15 protein-coding genes and 1 other RNA gene are annotated in these 19,014 nt (G+C 69.1%); 11 read left to right on the top strand and 5 right to left on the bottom strand.

Going from position 1 to position 19,014, the window contains the following annotated elements:
* Positions 1–75: 75 nt before the first annotated feature.
* Positions 76–1,359 (bottom strand): MFS transporter, encoded by a 1,284-nt coding sequence (locus LQ757_RS09900; protein ID WP_231047039.1) that lies wholly within the window; start codon positions 1,357–1,359, stop codon positions 76–78.
* 93 nt (positions 1,360–1,452) lie between these two features.
* Here LQ757_RS09900 and prfB point away from each other — a divergent pair, with 93 nt between their 5' ends.
* Genes prfB through LQ757_RS09885 form a run of 3 tightly spaced genes read left to right on the top strand, consistent with a single transcriptional unit; the run spans position 1,453 to position 3,316 of the window.
* Positions 1,453–2,562 carry a peptide chain release factor 2 gene (prfB, locus tag LQ757_RS09895; RefSeq protein ID WP_231047038.1) on the top strand — a complete coding sequence of 370 codons (1,110 nt, stop codon included), beginning with the start codon at positions 1,453–1,455 and terminating at the stop codon, positions 2,560–2,562.
* A 44-nt stretch (positions 2,563–2,606) separates the two neighbouring features.
* Positions 2,607–2,963: a YidH family protein gene (locus LQ757_RS09890; protein WP_231047037.1), complete on the top strand. Its 357-nt coding sequence runs from the start codon at positions 2,607–2,609 to the stop codon at positions 2,961–2,963.
* Entirely contained in the window at positions 2,960–3,316 is a 357-nt protein-coding gene (locus tag LQ757_RS09885; RefSeq protein WP_231047036.1) for a DUF202 domain-containing protein, read from the top strand. Before LQ757_RS09890 ends, LQ757_RS09885 begins: the two co-directional genes overlap by 4 nt.
* A gap of 21 nt (positions 3,317–3,337) precedes the next feature.
* On the opposite strand, the gene LQ757_RS09880 is transcribed toward LQ757_RS09885, so the two are convergent.
* Positions 3,338–3,766 (bottom strand): cupin domain-containing protein, encoded by a 429-nt coding sequence (locus LQ757_RS09880; RefSeq protein WP_231047035.1) that lies wholly within the window; start codon positions 3,764–3,766, stop codon positions 3,338–3,340.
* Positions 3,767–3,863: 97 nt separating this feature from the next.
* Here LQ757_RS09880 and LQ757_RS09875 point away from each other — a divergent pair, with 97 nt between their 5' ends.
* Positions 3,864–4,352, top strand: a complete 489-nt coding sequence (locus LQ757_RS09875; RefSeq protein ID WP_308195600.1) for an iron chaperone — start codon at positions 3,864–3,866, stop codon at positions 4,350–4,352.
* An 84-nt stretch (positions 4,353–4,436) separates the two neighbouring features.
* Here LQ757_RS09875 and LQ757_RS09870 read toward each other — a convergent pair whose 3' ends face one another.
* On the bottom strand, positions 4,437–5,186 hold the full coding sequence (locus tag LQ757_RS09870) for a gamma-glutamyl-gamma-aminobutyrate hydrolase family protein (protein WP_231047034.1): 750 nt from the start codon (positions 5,184–5,186) through the stop codon (positions 4,437–4,439).
* 191 nt (positions 5,187–5,377) lie between these two features.
* On the opposite strand from LQ757_RS09870, the gene ftsE reads away from it, so the two are divergent.
* From ftsE to LQ757_RS09850, 4 genes are all read left to right on the top strand, one after another.
* A complete protein-coding gene (gene ftsE, locus LQ757_RS09865; protein WP_231047033.1) occupies positions 5,378–6,517 on the top strand; it encodes a cell division ATP-binding protein FtsE in 1,140 nt (379 codons plus the stop codon).
* Complete coding sequence (gene ftsX / locus LQ757_RS09860; RefSeq protein ID WP_231047032.1) at positions 6,514–7,425, top strand: permease-like cell division protein FtsX; 912 nt, start codon at positions 6,514–6,516, stop codon at positions 7,423–7,425. The genes ftsE and ftsX overlap by 4 nt, the downstream gene beginning before the upstream one ends.
* 69 nt (positions 7,426–7,494) lie before the next feature.
* A complete protein-coding gene (smpB, locus tag LQ757_RS09855; RefSeq protein ID WP_231047031.1) occupies positions 7,495–7,971 on the top strand; it encodes an SsrA-binding protein SmpB in 477 nt (158 codons plus the stop codon).
* Positions 7,972–8,035: 64 nt separating this feature from the next.
* Positions 8,036–8,773 (top strand): tyrosine-protein phosphatase, encoded by a 738-nt coding sequence (locus LQ757_RS09850; RefSeq protein ID WP_231047030.1) that lies wholly within the window; start codon positions 8,036–8,038, stop codon positions 8,771–8,773.
* Between the two features lie 22 nt (positions 8,774–8,795).
* On the opposite strand, the gene LQ757_RS09845 is transcribed toward LQ757_RS09850, so the two are convergent.
* Complete coding sequence (locus tag LQ757_RS09845) at positions 8,796–9,467, bottom strand: SIMPL domain-containing protein (protein WP_231047029.1); 672 nt, start codon at positions 9,465–9,467, stop codon at positions 8,796–8,798.
* A 205-nt stretch (positions 9,468–9,672) separates the two neighbouring features.
* Between LQ757_RS09845 and ssrA the strand changes: the two genes are divergently transcribed.
* Positions 9,673–10,042, top strand: a transfer-messenger RNA (tmRNA) gene (ssrA, locus tag LQ757_RS09840).
* An 88-nt stretch (positions 10,043–10,130) separates the two neighbouring features.
* On the opposite strand, the gene LQ757_RS09835 is transcribed toward ssrA, so the two are convergent.
* Positions 10,131–10,982: an inositol monophosphatase family protein gene (locus LQ757_RS09835; RefSeq protein WP_231047028.1), complete on the bottom strand. Its 852-nt coding sequence runs from the start codon at positions 10,980–10,982 to the stop codon at positions 10,131–10,133.
* Positions 10,983–11,061: 79 nt separating this feature from the next.
* On the opposite strand from LQ757_RS09835, the gene LQ757_RS09830 reads away from it, so the two are divergent.
* Together LQ757_RS09830 and LQ757_RS09825 are read left to right on the top strand one after the other, a co-directional pair.
* On the top strand, positions 11,062–13,260 hold the full coding sequence (locus LQ757_RS09830) for an MMPL family transporter (protein WP_231047027.1): 2,199 nt from the start codon (positions 11,062–11,064) through the stop codon (positions 13,258–13,260).
* A 201-nt stretch (positions 13,261–13,461) separates the two neighbouring features.
* Positions 13,462–18,939, top strand: coding sequence for a cell wall-binding repeat-containing protein (locus tag LQ757_RS09825; RefSeq protein ID WP_231047026.1), 5,478 nt, complete (start codon positions 13,462–13,464; stop codon positions 18,937–18,939).
* Positions 18,940–19,014: the final 75 nt, after the last annotated feature.

The following is a 19,014-nucleotide window of genomic DNA, read 5'->3' as shown; positions in this document are numbered from 1 at the left end:
GAGCGGTACGACGCGCGATCCCGGTGAATGGGGCGCGCAGTTCCAGTGTTCACCCGACCTGGACCGGAGTCACCCCTACCTGTGCGGCCGCCGAGGCACGTAGCGCGGCACGTAGCGCGCGAGCAGGCCGGCGCCGACGAGTCCGAGCACGCCCATGGTGGCGCTCGCGGCAGCGATCGACACGATGCTCGTGACTGCCGCGACGACGAGGGGCGCGGCCGCCGCGCCGGCGTCGGCGATAGTGCGATACGCACCGAGGAAGGGTGCCGGGTTCGCCTTGGGTGCGAGGTCGGCGCCGAGCGTGAGGATGACCCCGCTCGTGATGCCGTTGGCGACGCCGAAGAGGACCGCGGCCACCGTGAACCACGTCGCGGCGGCCGGTCCATCATGGGTGAGCGCGAGCAACAGGTGGCCGGTCGCGAGCCCGATGAGTCCGGGGATCGCGCCCCACAACCGCCCGAACCGGTCCATGATCTGACCGCTCACGTAGAAGAGCGCGAAGTCGATCGCCGCCGAGACCCCGATCACGATCGCCGCGAGGTCGGCGGGCATGCCGATCGAGACCGCCCACAGCGGCAGGATGACGATACGGCTCGCTCGGATCGCCGAAAGCACCCCCACGCCCGAGCCGACGCGGGCCAGCACCCCGCGATGGGTCACGATCGCACGGAACACGCCGTGCGACGAGGCATCCGCCTGGGCCTCACCGGCCGTCAGCCCTCGTTCGTTCGCTTCAGTGCCGTGAGCGGATGTCTCGCGCGCGAGCCGTGCCGCGCCGAACACCCGTTCGGGGTCGGGCAGCAGCAGGAGCACCACGACGACGGCGAGACAGCTCGCGACGAGCACCCAGAACACGGCCTCGGACGAGCCGGACCACGCGATGATCGTCGCAGCGACGAACGGCCCGACTGCCCACCCCGCGCGGAACACTCCCGCGAGCGTCGAGAGCGCGCGGGCGCGGATGCGTGCCGGCACGTAGCTCGTCAGGAACGCGTGGCGAGCGAGGCCGAACACGGCCGTCGCGAGTCCCAGCAGGAACACGCCGATGCCGAGCGCGGCCGGCGTGGGGGAGGCCAGCGCGATGAGCACACCGATGACCGCGAGCATCGCCGCCCCGATCATGGCGTTGCGTTCCCCGATGCGGGCCACGAGCCATCCGGCCGGAAGGTCGCCGGCCAACTGGCCGACCATGAGCATCGCGGCGATGAGTCCCGCGAGCGCGAGGGAGGCGCCGCGGTCGGTCGCGACGACGGGGATGACGGGGATGAGGGCGCCTTCGCCGAGCGCGAACAGCAGGGTCGGCAGGAATGCCGGGAGGATGATCGAGCGCAACGAGAACGGGGGCGCGGCGTCGGTCATCGATTCGACGCTACACCGCGGGTCAGCGACGGCGGGCCTGCGCCGCCGCACTCGCACCCGGCTCTCGGCGTGCCCGACTAAGCTGGGGACGCCATGTTGGAACTTGACCTTTCGCCCGAGATCACCGCGCTGCGCGCCACCTTCCGCGACATCCGTGCCGTCGTCGACGTCGACGCCCTCGAAGCCGAGATCGCGCGACTCTCAGAGCAGGCCGGCGCCCCCGACCTGTGGGACGACACCGAGAACGCCCAGAAGGTGACGAGCGCGCTCAGCCATCGCCAGTCCGAGCTCGCGCGCGTGAAGAGCATCGATTCGCGACTCGACGACCTCGAGGTGCTCATCGAGCTCGCCAACGAGATGGGCGACGAAGACAGCGCCGCCGAGGCGCGCTCCGAGCTCGAGTCCCTGCAGCAGGCGATCGGCGACCTCGAGGTGCAGACCCTGCTCGACGGCGAGTGGGACGACCGCCCCGCGGTCATCACGATCCGTGCGGGGGCGGGCGGCGTCGACGCCGCCGACTTCGCCGAGATGCTCATGCGCATGTACCTGCGCTGGGCCGAGAAGCACGACTACTCGGCGACCGTCATGGACACGAGCTACGCCGAGGAGGCGGGCATCAAGTCGGCGACGTTCGAGATCGACGCCCCCTACGCCTTCGGCACGTTGAGCGTCGAGGCCGGCACCCACCGCCTCGTGCGCATGAGCCCCTTCGGCGCGGCCGGCAAGCGGCAGACGAGCTTCGCGGCGGTCGAAGTCATCCCGCTCATGGAGGAGGCGCAGGAGGTCGACATCCCCGAGAACGACATCCGCGTCGACGTGTTCCGCTCGAGCGGGCCCGGCGGCCAGTCGGTCAACACCACCGACTCCGCCGTTCGCATCACCCACCTGCCGACCGGCACGGTCGTGTCGATGCAGAACGAGAAGTCGCAGATCCAGAACCGTGCCGCCGCCATGCGCGTGCTCCAGTCGCGACTGCTCCTCATCCAGAAGGAGCAGGAAGCCGCCCAGAAGAAGGAGCTCGCGGGCAACATCACCGCAAGCTGGGGCGATCAGATGCGCTCGTACGTGCTCGCGCCGTACCAGATGGTGAAAGACCTGCGCACCGACTTCGAGGTCGGCAACCCGAGCCACGTCTTCGATGGCGATCTCGACGGCTTCATCGCCGCGGGCATCAAGTGGCGCAAGCAGAAGACCGAGGACTGAGCCGGCGCGACGTCGCGGCCCGGCCGTGAGGCTCGACCTTGCCAATGACGAATCGATTCCCGAGCGCCCTGTACCGTCGCGGCTCCGAGCCCGACCCCCGATTCAGCCTCGCCAACGAGCGGACGTTCCTCGCATGGGTGCGCACGTCGCTCGCGCTCCTCGCGGCGGGGGTGGCGCTCGAGGCGCTCGTCGTGCCGATCTCGCCGGGGTTCCGCCTGGCGGCGGCGATCGTGTTCGTCCTCCTGGGAGTGACCGCGGCCGTTCAGGCCTGGGTCGGCTGGATGCGTACCGAGCAGGCGCTGCGCGAGAGTGAGCCGCTCCGCGGTCCGAGCGTGGGGTTGGTCATCGTCGTCGGAGTCGTCCTCGCCGTCGTGCTCATGACGCTCGGGTTCATCTGGTGACGCAACCGCCCGGCCGTCCGTTCGATCCCGGTCTGCAGCTCGAGCGCACGCTGCTGGCGTGGCGGCGAACCTGCTTGGCGCTCGGGCTCGCGAGCGCGGTCATGGTGCGCTTCGCGGCCGAGGCGCTCGGTGCGGCCGCGGTGGTGCTCGGCATCCTCGGACTGGGCGCCGCCGCAGCGGGATACGCACGGGCGGCCGTGCGTTACCGCCGCGGTCATGAAGGGCTGACCGGGTCGGGCGAGCTGCCCATCGACGGGCTGGCCCTCGCGCTCGTCTCGGTCACCCTCGTGCTGATCGGAGTCGGCGCCCTCGCGTATGTGGTCGGCAGCGGCGTCGATCGCCTGCTGCTGTGAGGTGACGAGTCCACGCGCCGATCACCACGGCGACGGGCGTTCGTTGTCGCGCTCGCTGTCGTCGGGAAGATGCGGCAGCTCGGAACCGCCCGCGCGGATGCACAACCATCGCAGCTGCTCGGGGCTGTCGGGCAGGCAATGCCAGGTGCGCCAGACGCCCTGACCGACGCGCACGACGGTGCCCGGGCCGACGTCGACGACCTCGTGGTCCAACGCCATCTGGCCACGCCCGGCGAGGAACAGGTACGCCTCTTCGATGCGCGCGTGCGAATGCCAGTAACCCGCCTCCTCGCCCGGCTCGAACGCGTTCGCGGTCATGCCGATGAACTGCATGGTGAGGTCGTGGTCGACGACGCGTCGACCGTCGCGCGAGCTCTCGGGACGGAACCCGCCGTAGTGCTCGCGCCACTCGTCGAGCCCGCCCATTTCCAGTACCTGATAGTCAGTCACGTCGTCACTGTAGACCGTCGGCGGCGTGTGGTGGATGGCCCGGACCGAGCAGGATCCGAGAAGCGCACGGCGGGGACCCACCCCTAGTCTGAGATCCATGAGCCGCACGAAGGCGGCGTCACTGATGGGAATCCCGCGAGGAGCGACGATGGCGACCGACACATCCGGTGGACTGAGCAAGGACGAGCGCGATGCGGTCAAGCAGCGCGCGAAGGAGCTCCGCGAGCAGGAGAAGGCCGGCAAGAGCCGTGCCGCCGGCGAGAAGGCGGTGCTCGACGCGATCGCCGCGCTCGAGCCCGAGGACAAGGTGCTCGCCGAGGGGCTGCACAAGGTCGTCAGCGCGGTCGCGCCCCATCTCGTCCCCAAGACGTACTACGGCATGCCGGGCTACGCGAACGGCGACGGAAAGATCGTCGTGTTCATCCAGCCGGCCAAGAAGTTCAAGACCCGCTACGCGACCATCGGGTTCGAAGACCGTGCGAGCCTCGACGACGGCGACCTGTGGGCTGTGGGCTTCGCGATCCGCGACTGGACGCCTGAGGTCGAGCAGAAGGTCACCGAGCTCGTCGGCAAGGCCGCCGGCTGACGCCTGGCGTTCGGGTGCGGCACGCGCTGACCTGACGCTGGGGGAGCCGCCGGGCGTCTCCACCGTCGCTGCGTCGAAGGCGGTCTACGAGGCCACCGCGTATGTCGCCTCCGACCGTGTGCCCGCCGCCACGACGAACGCCCGGATGAGTGCGATGCCCTCGGGATCGAGCCGCTCCTCGGGATGCCATTGCACTCCGAGGCAGAACGCGCCGTCGGTGGCCTCGATCGCCTCGATCACTCCGTCGGGCGCACTCGCCGAGACCGCGAGCCCCTCGCCCAGCCGGTCGACGCCCTGATGGTGATGCGACGAGATCTCGAACTCGGCCTCGTGCGTGATGCTGCGCAGCAGCGTGTCGGAGTGGATCGACACCGGGTGCGACGTGTGCTCGCCGTAGATGTGCCGGTGCGGGGTGAGGTCGACTCGGTCGCCGAGGTGCTGCTCGAGCGTGCCGCCCAGCGCGACGTTGAGCACCTGCATCCCACGGCAGGCGCCGAGCACCGGGACATCCCGCTCGCGGGCGAGGCGCGTGAGCGCGATCTCGAGCTCGTCGCGCACCCGCAGCGGCTGGTCGTTCGACGGGTGCGCGACGCTGCCGTAGAGCTCGGCGTCGAGGTCGCGCCCGCCGGGCAGGAACAGTCCGTCGATGAGATCGATCAGGCGTTCGGGATCGTCGACGTGGACGTCGATGCTCGGGAACAGGATCGGTGCACCGCCTGCTTCCTGGATGGCGGACACGTACGTATGCGAGATCGCGTCGGTGGGGATGTCGACCCACGCTCCGTAGCTCGCGGACTTGCGATCGGCGACGACGCCGATGAGCGGAACCGTCATGCGTTCCTCCCCACGTTCTCCGTCGGAGGTGCTCCGTCGGACACCACTTCCAACATACGGATCTCGAGCCGGGAACGCACGGCCTGACGCGCGGTTCGGCCGGACGACCGGCGCCCGTTTTCGCCCGCAACCTGAGAATCAGGCGAGTCGCAGGCGCGAACGGCGCCGGGGCTGCTTAGGCTCGATCCGAAATGATCCGATTCGACTCCGTCACCAAGGCCTATCCGGGTCAGTCCCGTCCCGCACTCAGCGATATCCGTGTGGAGATCCTCCGCGGCGAGTTCGTGTTCCTCGTCGGTGCATCGGGCTCCGGCAAGTCGAGCTTCCTCCGGCTCATCCTGAAGGAGGAGAAGCCGACGAGGGGCAAGATCCACGTGCTCGGCAAAGACCTCGGATCGATCTCGAGCCGCAAGGTGCCCTACTTCCGTCGCGACCTCGGCGTCGTCTTCCAGGACTTCCGGCTGCTGCCGAACAAGTCGGTCTTCGAGAACGTCGCGTTCACCCTGCGCGTCATCGGCAAGTCGCGCGGCTTCATCCAGTCGGCGGTTCCCGAGACGCTGAAACTCGTCGGGCTCGACGGCAAGGGCAAGCGGATGCCCCATGAGCTGTCCGGTGGCGAACAGCAACGTGTCGCGATCGCCAGGGCGATCGTGAACAAGCCGCAGATCCTGCTCGCCGACGAGCCGACGGGCAACCTCGACCCGGTGACGAGTGCCGGCATCATGACCCTGCTCGAACGCATCAACGCGGGCGGCACCACGGTCGTGATGGCCACGCACGAGGCCGGCATCGTCGACCAGATGCGCCGACGCGTGATCGAGCTCTCCGCGGGCGACATCGTGCGCGACGAGCGCAGCGCGGGTTACGGGGCCTCGCCGGCCGAGGATGCCGACACCGAGCCGGCCTCCACCGACGAACCCTCGGCAGAGACAGCGTCCGAGTCCGATGCCGATGCCGGCGATCACGCGGGTGTCGAGGTGGCCGCTGCCGCTGCGGCCGTCAAGAAGAAGCGCCCGAAGGCCGCGGCCCCCAAGGTCACCACCGAGGTCATGCGCGAGGCGCAACCGCTCTACGTCGAACCCGAGGCGCGCGACGAGGTCACCGATGCGGCCGCCGAGATCACCGCCGCGGCGACCGCTGCGGTGCCCGTCGCGGCCGGGGCCGGTGCCGGCGGCGAAGAGGCCGCAGCCGGGGAGTCGAAGCCCGGCGCTTCGAAGAAGGCCGCGCCCGCGGCATCCGCTCACCTGACCCTCGCCGAGCGGCTGGGACTCAGGGCGCCCGGCGGACCGCGCGAGGGCGACGACAACCAGGAAGTGGGGCCGACGAAATGAGGATCGGTCTCGTGCTCGGCGAGGCGGCGAACGGACTCCGCCGCAATGCGTCGATGGTGGTCTCGGTCGTGCTCGTCACGTTCATCTCGCTCACGTTCGTGGGCACCGCCGCGCTGCTGCAGCTGCAGATCGCGCAGATGAAGAACTTCTGGTACGACCGTGCACAGGTCGCCGTGTACCTCTGCACCACGGTCTCGACTGCCGCCGGGTGCACCGACGGCGAGGCCACCGAAGCGCAGAAGGCGGCGGTCGAAGAGCAGCTGAACTCTCCGACCCTGAAGCCGTTCATCGACGAGTTCTACTTCGAAGACCATGAGCAGGCGTTCGCGAACTTCCAGGAGCAGTTCGAGGGCACGCCCGCGGCCGACTACGTGACGCCCGAAGTGCTCAACGAGACGTTCTGGGTCAACCTCGTCGACCCGTCGGAGTCGGCGGTGCTCGTCGAGAGCCTCGCCGGGCTCGCCGGGGTCGAGCAGGTGTTCGACCAGCGCAACTACCTCGACCAGATCTTCGATGTGCTCAACGCCGCGAGTTACACGGCCATCGCGATCGCGGCGATCATGCTCGTCGCGGCGGCGCTGCTCATCGCCACGACCATCCGTCTCTCGGCGTTCTCGCGGCGGCGCGAGCTCGGCATCATGCGCCTCGTCGGGGCATCGAACCGTTTCATCCAGACGCCGTTCGTGCTCGAGGGCATCTTCGCGGGACTCATCGGTTCGTTGCTCGCGGGCGGTGCGGTCGTGGCGATCGTGACCTTCTTCGTGCAGGGCTACCTCGCCGACAACCTCTCGTTCACCTTCGTCGGGCTGAACGATGCACTGCTCGTGGTGCCGTTGCTCGTCGTCGTGGGCGTGCTGCTCGCGGCCGTATCGGCGGGCATCGCGATCACGAGGTACCTGCGCGTCTGAGTGGGCTAGAGTGAAAGGCCGTTCCCGGATGCCCCGGGGGCGATCATTCACCGAGACGAGGAGTCCGTCGTGCCCAGGGAACGCGGTCAGAAGGTCGTCGCGACCAACCGCAAGGCGCGCCACGACTACACGATCGAGGACACGTACGAGGCGGGCATCGTGCTCACCGGCACCGAGGTCAAGTCGCTGCGCGAGGGGCGCGCGTCGCTCGTCGACGGCTACGCCTTCATCGACGGCGGCGAGATGTGGCTCGACGCGGTCCACATCCCCGAGTACACCGAGGGCACGTGGAACAACCATTCGCCTCGGCGCAAGCGCAAGCTCCTGTTGCACAAGCACGAGATCGTGAAGATCAGCCACAAGACGAAAGAGGGCGGCTACACCCTCGTCCCGTTGCAGATCTACTTCGCCGACGGCCGCGCCAAGGTCGAGATCGCCGTCGCCAAGGGCAAGCGCGAGTACGACAAGCGCCAAGCGCTGCGTGAGCGTCAAGACAAGCGCGAGGCCGATCGCGCCATGGCGAGCCGGCGCAACCTGGGCGACTGACACCCGTGGGGTTCCGGGCTGCCTCCCAGCCGCCGTGTCGGATGCCGCGGGTAGGCTCGACGCGATGAAGCTCTCGACCCGCATCCCCATCCCGGGCACGTACAACTTCCGCGACGTCGGCGGCATGCCGGCACGCAACGGCCGGGTTCGCGACGGCGTCCTGTACCGATCCGACGGCCTCCACCGCCTCGGCGACGCCGGCCGCGCCGAGCTGCGAGAGCGGGGTGTCGGCATCATCATCGACCTGCGCGACGAGAACGAGGCGCGGTACATGCCCGACGACCTCGACGGGCTCGACGTCGAGGTGCTGCACCTGCCGGTGTTCGAGGGCTCGGGTGCGTCGCAGGGTGCCGGCGGCATCTCGCTCGACGCGCTCTACGAGCGCATCGTGACGCAGCACACGGCGGTCGTGGTGAGTGCCCTCCGCGAGATCGCGAGCGCGGGGCAGCGCTCCGTCGTCGTGCACTGCACGGCCGGCAAGGACCGCACCGGCGTGGTCGTCGCGCTCGCGCTCATGGCGGTCGGCGTCGAGCGCGATGCCGTCGTCGACGATTACGCCCGCACCGAGGCCAACCTCGCCGGCGAGTGGCTCGAAGAGATGGTGGCGCTCGTCGGGCGCTACGGCGTCCCCGACACACCCGAGCTGCGGGTGCTCATGGGCGGCAGCCCTCGAGAGGCCATCGAGGGCATGCTCGACACGGTCGAGCGCGCCCACGGCAGCACCCGCGAGTACCTGCTCGCGGCGGGGCTGTCGCTCGCCGAGCTGGGCGCCCTCGAGGCGTTGCTGATCGACGAGGCCTGAGCGGCCCGCGGGGCAGATCGCGCTAGTGCGGTTCGGCCGCGAATCGCGCCTCGACCGATGCCTCGATCACGAGTTTCGCCGGTGCGAACTGCGTGACCGAGCCGCCGCCGCCCATGTCGGCGGAGGCTCGCATCGCGAACATCCGCTCGCCACCGCCGGGCGGAACCGGTTGTGCCGTGAGGAGCCCGGTGTCGGCGAGCTCGACGGGAGCCGGCGCTGCCAGGCCGAGGGCAGCAGCGTAGACCCGTGCCTTCGCCTCGGCGTCCGCGACCGCACCCCGCTGGGCGAGTTCCTGCACGCGGCGCCGAGTGCTCTCGGTCAGCCGCCACTCGATGCCGCCCAGGGCGACGGCGTCGCCGAGCGTCACCTGGCCCACCCACTCGCCGAGCCGCTCGAGGTCGGTGAAGACGACCTCGACCTCGGCGTTCGTCTGGTGCACCAAGGGCAGCTGCCTGCCCTCGTTGTTCCATGGTCGGTGCGACCAGACCCTGAGCTGGCCGGCCGACCACTCGTCGAGTGCGCCCGACGCCTCGAGGTCGCGGATCGCGGCGACGAGGTGATCGTGCGCCTCGTTGGTGCGCGCGAGGGCCACCTCGCGCTCGGGTTCCGAGACGCCGATCGACAGGGAAACCGCGCCCAGTTCGGGGTCGATGCGCTCCTCTGCGGTGCCGCGAACGGCGATGACGGTTGCCACATGTACCTCCCTGGTCATCCGCTCGGAATCGTGTCGGGAATGGCGGAGCGGGCGCGCCTGTTCTAGACTGTAAGGCCGGGTGGTTCTCGACTCAACGAGTGCCGCTCGGGTCTGGGTTCTGCCCGACTTGGCTCTGCCAAGCTTGATAACTCCACAGGTGCGACAACGGCCCGCCAGAGGCTCATCACGAGGCTCGGCGACACATGGGGATGATCGGTTTCGACATCGTCTGCGAACCCACGAGAAGCGGGCCGAGGATTCAGGGTTATCTCGTAAACGATCTCTGAAAAACAATAACTGCCAATAAGACGCAGTCTGACTTCGCCCTCGCTGCTTAAGCGAGCCCGATAGTCCGTCAGCCCGGGTCTGTTCCCGCCCCGGTCGCTGGCGTCATCTAGGGAACTCGCTGCGTGTCGTCGCCTGAGCGACACGTGGGACTCTTTTCAGGCTGGGCTCGTCGACTTGGGTGCCTGTGGCAAAGGTCGGAGCCGAGCAGAACGCTTGCACAGGCTGCGCCCGGAGAAGGCGTGGAATCACAGCGATGGACGGGGGTTCAATTCCCCCCATCTCCACCATCGGCCGTTGTCGCACACTGTGGATACCGCTTACGGAACCTCGTCGTCCTGACTCATTCCGTAATCGACATACGGCGTCGTTGCCAGGTCAGCTCGGTCCGGCGAGCAGGTCGAGCACCGCGTCGTGCAGCAGCCCGTTCGTCGCGAGGGCGCTGCCGTGCCATGGGCCGGGCTCGCCGGTGATCGAGGTGAACTTGCCACCCGCCTCTTCGACGATCGGCACGAGAGCCGCGAGGTCGTAGGGCTTCACGTCGAACTCGCCGGTGATGTCGATGAGGCCCTCTGCGAGCAGCATGTACGACCAGAGGTCGCCGTAGGCGCGATCGCGCCAGACGTGCTCGGAAAGTGCCAACAGCCGATCGAGGTATCCGGCATCGCGCCACTGCGCGATGCTCTGGAAGCTCAGCGCGGCGTCGGCCAGGTCGGACACGCCCGAGACGCGCAAGCGCCGTGCGCCCGGGATCGCGGCCGGCGGGACATCCGACCCCTCAGGACTCCCGACGCTCTCGCCGAGCTCGGCCGACGAGGCCGTCGTCCACGCACCCATGCCGGTCGCCGCCCACCAGCGACGTGCCATCGCGGGTGCCGAGGCGACGCCGACGACCGGCACGCCGTCGATCGCGAGGGCGATGAGGCTGCCCCACACGGGTACGCCCCGAAGGAAGTTGGCGGTGCCGTCGATCGGGTCGATGATCCACTGCCGCGTGGAATCGCCTGCGGTACCGAATTCCTCACCGAGGATGCCGTCGGCTGGACGCGCTGCGGCGAGCCGGTCGCGGATGACCCGCTCGACGGCGAGGTCGGCCTCGGTGACGAAGGAGCGATCGGGCTTGGTGCGGATGTCGAGGTCGACCGCGCGGAACTTCGACAGCGAGACGGCGTCGGCGAGGTCGGCGAGTTCGAGGGCGAGGGCGAGGTCGTCGCCGAGAGGTGCGGTCACCGTCTCAGGCTATCCGGCACGCAATCGTGCGGGCCCGCAATCACGCGTGCGAGACGGTCGACGCCCTAGATTGTGACGCATGAATCCCGACGCACGTGGTTCTGGGCTCGCAGGTGCCCCGCGATGGCTGCGCATCGCCGGCCCCGTCGCGCTCATCCTGATCTGGACTGTGCTGTTCCTCGTGGGCGGGCGCATGTTCAGCCAGCTCAGCGAACTGTCGACCAACGATCGCGTGCAATTCCTGCCGGCCACGGCCGAGTCCACGCAGGTGCGCGACCTGCAGCAGCAGTTCGCCCTCGAGGGCGTGACGTACGCCGTCGTGGTCTTCGAAGCCGACGCGCCGATCGACGCCTTCGTGGAGTCCGAGATCGATCGGGGCGTGCGCCGCATCGAGCCGATCGAGGGCGTGCGGGTCTTCGACGCGACGCCGGTCATCGTCTCCGACGACCGGCTTGCGGCCGAGCTCGTGATCCCCGTCGCGTCCGTGGGTGAGATCGACGAGGCCGTCACCGCCCTGCGATCCCGGCTTGCCGACGTCGCGCCCGATGGGCTGCAGGTCCACGTGACCGGGCCGGCGGGGTTCACGAGCGACATCATCACCGCGTTCCAGGGCATCGACGGGCTGCTGCTGCTCGTCGCACTCGCCGCGGTGCTGCTCGTGCTCGTCATCGTGTACCGGTCGGTCCTCCTGCCGCTCATCGTGCTCGTGACCAGTCTCTCGGCGCTGTGCGGCGCGGTGCTCGTCGTCTCGGCCCTGGCTCGCAGCGGGGTCATCCTGCTCGCCGGACAGACGCAGGGCATCCTGCTGATCCTCGTCATCGGGGCGACGACGAACTACGCCCTGCTCTACATCTCGCGCTACACCGAGGCGCTCGCGCGACGCGGCGCGCGGTGGGACGCGACGCTCGAGGCCCTCAAGGGGTCTTGGCAGCCGATCCTCGCCTCGGGAGCGACGGTGATCGTCTCGCTCACGGTGCTGCTGCTCAGTCAGCTCGACTCGAACCGCACCCTCGGCCCGGTCGCCGCGATCGGCATCGTGTTCGCGCTGCTCGCGGCCTTCACCCTGCTTCCGGTGCTGCTGCTGTGGGCGGGTCGCGCCGCATTCTGGCCCCGACGCCTGAAGTCCGTCGCCACCGACCCGACGCATGCCGACGTGCTCGGCGGAGCGGGCGTCTGGGCTCGACTCGCGCGCCGCATCGCCCGCCGACCGCGCGCGGTCTGGGTCGTCTCGACGCTCGTGCTGGCGGTCATGGCGCTCGGCCTCACGCAGCTGCGCGCCGACGGATCGCCCTCGAGCGAGTACGTGCTCGGCGCCTCGCCCGCGCGCGAGGGACTCGACGTGATCGCCGAGCACTTCCCGGCGGGCGCAGGGACGCCCGCGGTCCTCGTCGTCGGCGTCGACGCGATCCTCCCCGCGACCGAGCGGGCCCTGGATGTGCCGGGCGTCGACTCGGTGCGCATCGCGACGCTCGCCGGCCCAGCGCCGATCACGCCCGACGGCGTCCAGCCGTTCGCCGTGGGTGCCGGCATCGCCCCCGCCCCGATCGTCGTCGACGACACCGTGTTGCTCGAGGTCACCCTGACGTCGGCGGCCGACACGCCGCAGGCGGAATCGACCGTGCGCGAGCTTCGAACGGCGCTCGACGACGTCGACGCCGGCATCCTCGTGGGCGGTCAGACCGCGATCGACGTCGACGGCAACGCCGCCGCGACGAGCGATCGCACGCTCATCATCCCGCTCGTGCTCCTGGCCGTGCTGCTGGTGCTCATGGTGCTCCTGCGCGCGCTCGTCGCCCCGCTGCTGCTCATCGCGAGCGTCGCACTCTCGTATGCCGCTGCACTCGGGTTCTCGGCGATCATCTTCAACACGCTGTTCGGGTTCTCGGGCGCCGATCCCACGGTTCCGCTCTTCGCCTTCGTGTTCCTGATCGCACTCGGCGTCGACTACAACATCTTCCTGATGACGCGCGCTCGCGAGGAGGGCGCCCGTCACGGGGTGCGCGACGGGGTGCTGCGCGGCCTCGTGCTCACCGGCGGCGTCATCACGTCGGCGGGGGTCATCCTCGCGGCGACCTTTGCGGCGCTGGGCGTCCTGCCGCTGCTCTTCCTGGCTCAGATCGCGTTCATCGTGGCGTTCGGCGTGCTCCTCGACACATTCGTGGTTCGCACGTTGCTCGTGCCGGCGGCGGCGTACGACCTCGGGCCGACGATCTGGTGGCCGGGTGCGCGCTCTCGCACGGGGTTTCGGGAACCCGAAACGGAGAGCATCGTCCGGTAATTGAGCGAAGCTCATATCGTCCCCCAGTACGGGGGGAATTTGGTTCCAGCGTCTTGAGTATGTCTCGACAACGGGGTTAGAACAGGCGCAGTGGCCGGTCCAGGCGCCGACCGCTGCGGGATCCCGGCAGCGATGCCGGGGCACCGGGTGGGTTCATTCACGGCGGATCCGTCAGGGCCGCCACGTCTCAAGGAGCGCCCCGTGAGTACTCGAACTGCCCTACCAGCCGCTGACGGTCTGCGTGACCCGCGGCGACTGTGGCTCGTGGCGATCGCCATGATCACCGCGATCGCAACCCTCCTGATCGGCAACCTGGCGTCGCCCTCGAGCGCACCTCCCGCGTACGCGGCCACCGACGGCGATCCCTCGTTCGTGCTCACGCAGAACGACCTCGAGTTCATCCTGCGGCAGATCCAGGTCTCCGAGGCCCACGCGGCGGGCAACGCGATCCTCTGCACGCCGACCCCCGCAGAACCGCGCAAGTGCGCCGCGACCGACTCGAAGCCGACCGGCCTGCGCACCGTCTCGGGCGAAGAGAACAACATCAACCCGAACCTGAACGGCAGCCAGTTCGGCGCTTCGGACGTCGCATTCCCGCGGCTCGTCCCGGCGTACTGGCGCCAGGCCGATCCAGCCGTCGCATCCCTGGGATTCCCGGCCAACACTCCGGCGCAGACCGCGATGTGCGCGGCCGGCACGACCTGCTATCAGCAGACCGACGGCATCGTCTACGACTCGGACCCGCGCACGGTCAGCAACCTGATCGTCGACCAGAACATGACCAACCCCGCGATCCAGGATGCGGTCGCCGAGGGGTTCGCGTCCGAGGTTCCCGGAATCGACGGCCGCGTGACGACGCCGAACACCGCTCCCGATGAGGGGCTCTCGGCTCCGTTCAACACGTTCATGGGCTTCTTCGGCCAGTTCTTCGACCACGGCCTCGACCTCGTCGGCAAGGGTGGCAACGGCACGATCGTGGTGCCGCTGCAGCCCGACGACCCGCTCTTCGTCGCGGGTTCGCCGACGAACTTCATCACGCTCTCGCGTGCGACGCGGGTCCTCGATGAGGCCGGCAACCCGACGACCGAGCACAAGAACATCACGAGCCCGTTCATCGATCAGAACCAGACCTACGCATCGCACCCGTCGCACCAGGTGTTCCTGCGCGCGTACGCACTCGTCGGCGGCGCGCCGCAGGCGACCGGTCACCTGATCGAGGGCGTCGCCGGCGGCATGTCCAAGTGGCGTGACGTCAAGGCCCAGGCCAACGACATCCTGGGCATCCAGCTCACCGACGCCGACCTGCTCGACATCCCGCTGCTGGCCACGGACCCGTACGGCAACTTCATCCCCGGCGCGAACGGCTACCCGCAGTTCGTGGTCGCCGACGCAGCCGGCGTCACCTCCCTGGTGCCCGCAGGCCCCGGCGGTGTTCCGGTTCCCGACAACGCGGTCGGCACGGGCCACGCCTTCCTCGACGACATCGCGCACGGCTCGACGCCCGTGGTCGACGCGAACGGCAACCTCCTGCCGCGTTTCAACCCCGACGGCAGCCCGGTGCTGGACGCCAACGGCCAGCCGGTGCTCACGGGCTACGACAACGCGACCCTCGACGAGCACTTCATGGCCGGTGACGGCCGAGTCAACGAGAACATCGGCCTGACGGCGGTGCACGCGGTGTTCCACGCCGAGCACAACCGCATGGTCGGCCAGGTCGAAGACGTGCTCAACGGCCTGCGTCCCGAGCTGCTCAACCCGGAGTCGGCCGCCGACGACAACGTACGCCAGCAGTTCGCCAACGCCTTCCGCGGCGAAGCTCACACGTACACCGTCGACGCGAAGGCAGGCTGGGAGCTTCCCCAGCCCGAGGCCGACGACTGGACCTACGAGCAGCGTCTCTTCCAGGCGGCGAAGTTCGCGACCGAGATGCAGTACCAGCACCTCGTGTTCGAGGAGTTCGCGCGCAAGCTCGCCCCCGTGGGTGAGATCGTCGGAAACGAGAACGGCTACAACAATTCGCTCGACCCGGCGATCTTCGCCGAGTTCGCGCACACGGTGTACCGGTTCGGCCACTCGATGATGACCGACACGATCGGTCGCAGCGCGGTCGACCAGACGACGAGCGGTGCTGCGCCGACGCAGTTCCAGGATGTCCCATTGCTCGAGGGCTTCCTGAACCCCGTCCTGTACGACGAAGGCGGAACCATTCCCGCCGAGGAGGCGGCAGGCTCGCTCATCAACGGCATGACCTCGGCTCGGGGCAGCCAGATCGACCAGCACGTGGTCGACACGCTGCGCAACAACCTGCTGGGCCTGCCGCTCGACCTGCCGTCGCTCAACCTGATGCGCGGCCGCGACACCGGCGTGCCGCCGCTGCAGGAGGTGCGCCAGACGCTCTTCGAGCGCACCGGCAACGCGGTGCTCGAGCCGTACGCGAACTGGCGGGACTTCGGGGCGAACATCAAGAACGGCGACAACTTCGGTCGTTCGACCAGCACGGCGTCGCTCATCAACTTCGTGGCGGCGTACGGCAAGCACCCGACGATCCTCGCGGCCGACACGATCGAAGCGAAGCGCGATGCGGCGTCGTTGATCGTCGACGGTCAGCTGCAAGGCGAGGAGTTCTTCGCTCGCCTGGCCGGCGCGAGCCGGTTCGAGACGGCGGCGAGGATCAGCTTCGACACCTTCCCGACCCCGCCCGCCGACGGACCGGGGATCCCAGTCGCGTACATCACCAACGGCCTCAACTTCCCCGACGCTCTCGCGGGCGGCGTGGCGGCGGCGGCCGAGGGCGGCCCCATCCTGCTCACCAACGCGGCGACGCCGGGTGAGATCGGGGCGGCCACAGCTGGTGAGCTCATCCGCCTGCGCCCGCAGCGCATCGTCGTGCTCGGCGGTACGGCGGCGGTCTCGACGGCGTCGTTCGCCGCGCTCGCCGCCTACACCGACGGACCGGTCGTCCGGATCGGCGGCGCCGACCGCTACGCGACCGCGGCGCAGATCGCGCAGGAGTTCGCGGCGCCCGGAGTTTCGCGCGTGTTCATCGCCAACGGCCTGAACTACGCGGACGCGCTCGCGGCATCCGCCGTCGGGGCACGGGACGGGTCACCGATCCTGCTCGCCACACCGACGTCGCTTCCGCAGGCCACGAGGAACGCGCTCGCGGCGCTCGATCCCGCACAGATCGTGATCGTGGGTGGCACCGGCGCCGTCGGCACGAGTGTCGCGAACGCGCTCACGGCCTACGGACCCGTCACGCGGGTCGCGGGTGCCGACCGCTACGCGACCGCGGTCGCGATCAGCCAGCGGTTCTTCACGTCGGCAGAGCGCGTCTACATCGCGACCGGCACCAACTTCCCAGACGCCCTCGCGGGCGGCGTGGCGGCCGGGCTGAACAACGCACCGCTGCTGCTCGTTCCGCAGGGTGCCATCCCGGCCTCGGTCATGAACGAGATCGCTCGCCTCGGGGCCACGCAGATCCGCGTGCTCGGTGGCCCGGCCGCGGTCTCGACGGCGATCGAGGCGCAGTTGGTCAACGCCTTCGGTCCGCCGGCCCCGGTGATCCCGGCCGACCGGTTCGCCTTCATGGACGGCACCGGTGCGTGGGCGAACGTCGCGGGCGAGACGGTCACGGGCCTCGAGGACGTCGAGTTCTGGATCGGCGGACTGGCGGAGCGGCTGCAGCCCTTCCAGTCGATGCTCGGGTCGACATTCGAGTACGTGTTCACGACGCAGCTCGAGAACCTGCAGTTCGCAGACCGGTTCTACTACCTGTTCCGCAACCCGGGCCAGCAGCTGTTCTCGGCACTCGAGGGGAACACGTTCTCCGACATGATCCAACGCAACACCGACGCGTCGAACCTCCCGGCCGACATCTTCTCGGTCGCCGACGAGGTCTTCGACATCGATGCGCTGCCGAACCCGGTGCCTGAGGCGCTCGAGGCGACGGCGACCTCGATGCGGTGGTTCGGTCCCGAGCACGTCGAGTTCCACGGCAACGACGCAGCCAACAACCTGCGCGGTGACGAGGGCGACGACGCGATCTGGGGTTACGGCGGCAACGACCGGATCGAGGGCGGCTCCGGCGCCGACTCCCTCGTCGGCGGCACCGGCGACGACATCATCACCGACATCCAGGGCGATGAGAACATGAAGGGCAAGCAGGGCAACGACGTCATCAGCACGGGCAACGGATTCGACCTCGCGCAGGGCGGCCTCGGTGACGACTTCGTCACCAACGGCTCCGACGAGAAGACCGTGTTCGGCAGCCTGGGCGACGACATCGTTCTCGGTACCGACGGCCGGCTCGTGGTCCAGGGCAATGAGGGCAACGACTGGCTGGAGAGCGGCATCCACGGCGACCTGCTGCAGGGCGACAACGCCGACCAGCAGCAGAACGACACCATCGGCGGTGACGACGTCGTGATCGCCGGCGGCAACATCGACGATGTCGAAGGCGAGGGCGGCGATGACATCATCGTCGGTCGCGAGTCGGGCACCACCCGGTTCCTCGGCAACCTCGGCTACGACTGGGTCTCGTTCTACGGCGAAACCGTGAACATGGACATCGACCTGTCGATCTTCCTCGAGCAGACCGGTGAGGACCCGCAGCGCGACCGCTACGACCAGCTCGAGGCGGTCTCGGGTGGTGCCGGCAACGACACGATCCTGGGCAACCTCGTGGACGGTGACATCCTGCTTCCTGAGGATGCGATCTTCCACAAGCTGTCGCAGCGTGCGCTCGATCTGGTCGACGGCTTCGAAGCGCTGCTCCGACCGGGCGGTGCCGACTACTCGACGCCGTTCCTGCCGGCAGACCCGTTCGACCCGCTGAACCCGCAGTTGACGAACCAGGTCATGCTCGGTGGTGCGGGCAGCGACGTGATCAACGGTCGCGGCGGATCCGACTTCATCGACGGCGACTCGGTGCTGCAAGTGCAGCTCGGGTACCAGGCCGAGCGGTTCGACAGCGCCGACCAGATCTCGGCCCGGATGCTCTCCGGTGAGATCAACCCAGGTGCGGTCGACATCTTCCGCTCGATCGTGAATGCGGCCGGTGCGACCGACGTCGATACTGCGCAGTACGTCGGCGACGTGCTCGACTACTCGGTCACGAACCTCGGTGGCGGGTACTGGCGGGTCGAACCGCTCGACCCCGCCAACCCGCCGCTGATCGTCAGCCCGCTCGACCCCGAGACGGTATTCCCCGAAGACGGCTTCGATGTGCTCGTCAACGTCGAGCAGCTGCGGTTCGCCAACGGAGGATGCCTCGACATCACGGGTGCCGAGCCGGTGTCGTGCGAGCCGGCCGGCCAGGTCGCGCTCACGCTCACCGACCCGATCACGGTGCCGACCGAGGGCGAGCCCGTCACCGCGACGGTCACGCTGCCCGACGGAGTGACCCCGGTCGGGGACCTCCAGTTCAGCTGGCAGACCTCCGCCTCGCTCGACGGACCGTGGGGTACCGCGGTCGACGCCCCCCTCCCGGTCGGTCCGGATGTCGCGGGCGGCCTCGTGTCGACCTACACACCGAATGAGGACACCATCACGGTTCCGCCGGACACCGATGTAGGGATGTTCCTGCGAGTGGTCGTCCAGTACCAGGTCCTGGTCGATGGGGTGCTCGAGGGTCGAACGATCGTGGGCGCGCCGTTGCCGGATGCGGTCGTACTCCCGTAGGGGTGACGCACCCAGCGCCGGTGGGATCGGCTCCTCGGAGCCGGTCCCACCGGCGTGCGGGCCCGCCGTTTCCGG

Source organism: Agromyces cavernae (assembly GCF_021044935.1).
Lineage (GTDB): Bacteria > Actinomycetota > Actinomycetes > Actinomycetales > Microbacteriaceae > Agromyces > Agromyces cavernae.
Note: the sequence above shows the minus strand (reverse complement) of the source record. Positions and strands in the feature narration are given on the sequence as shown.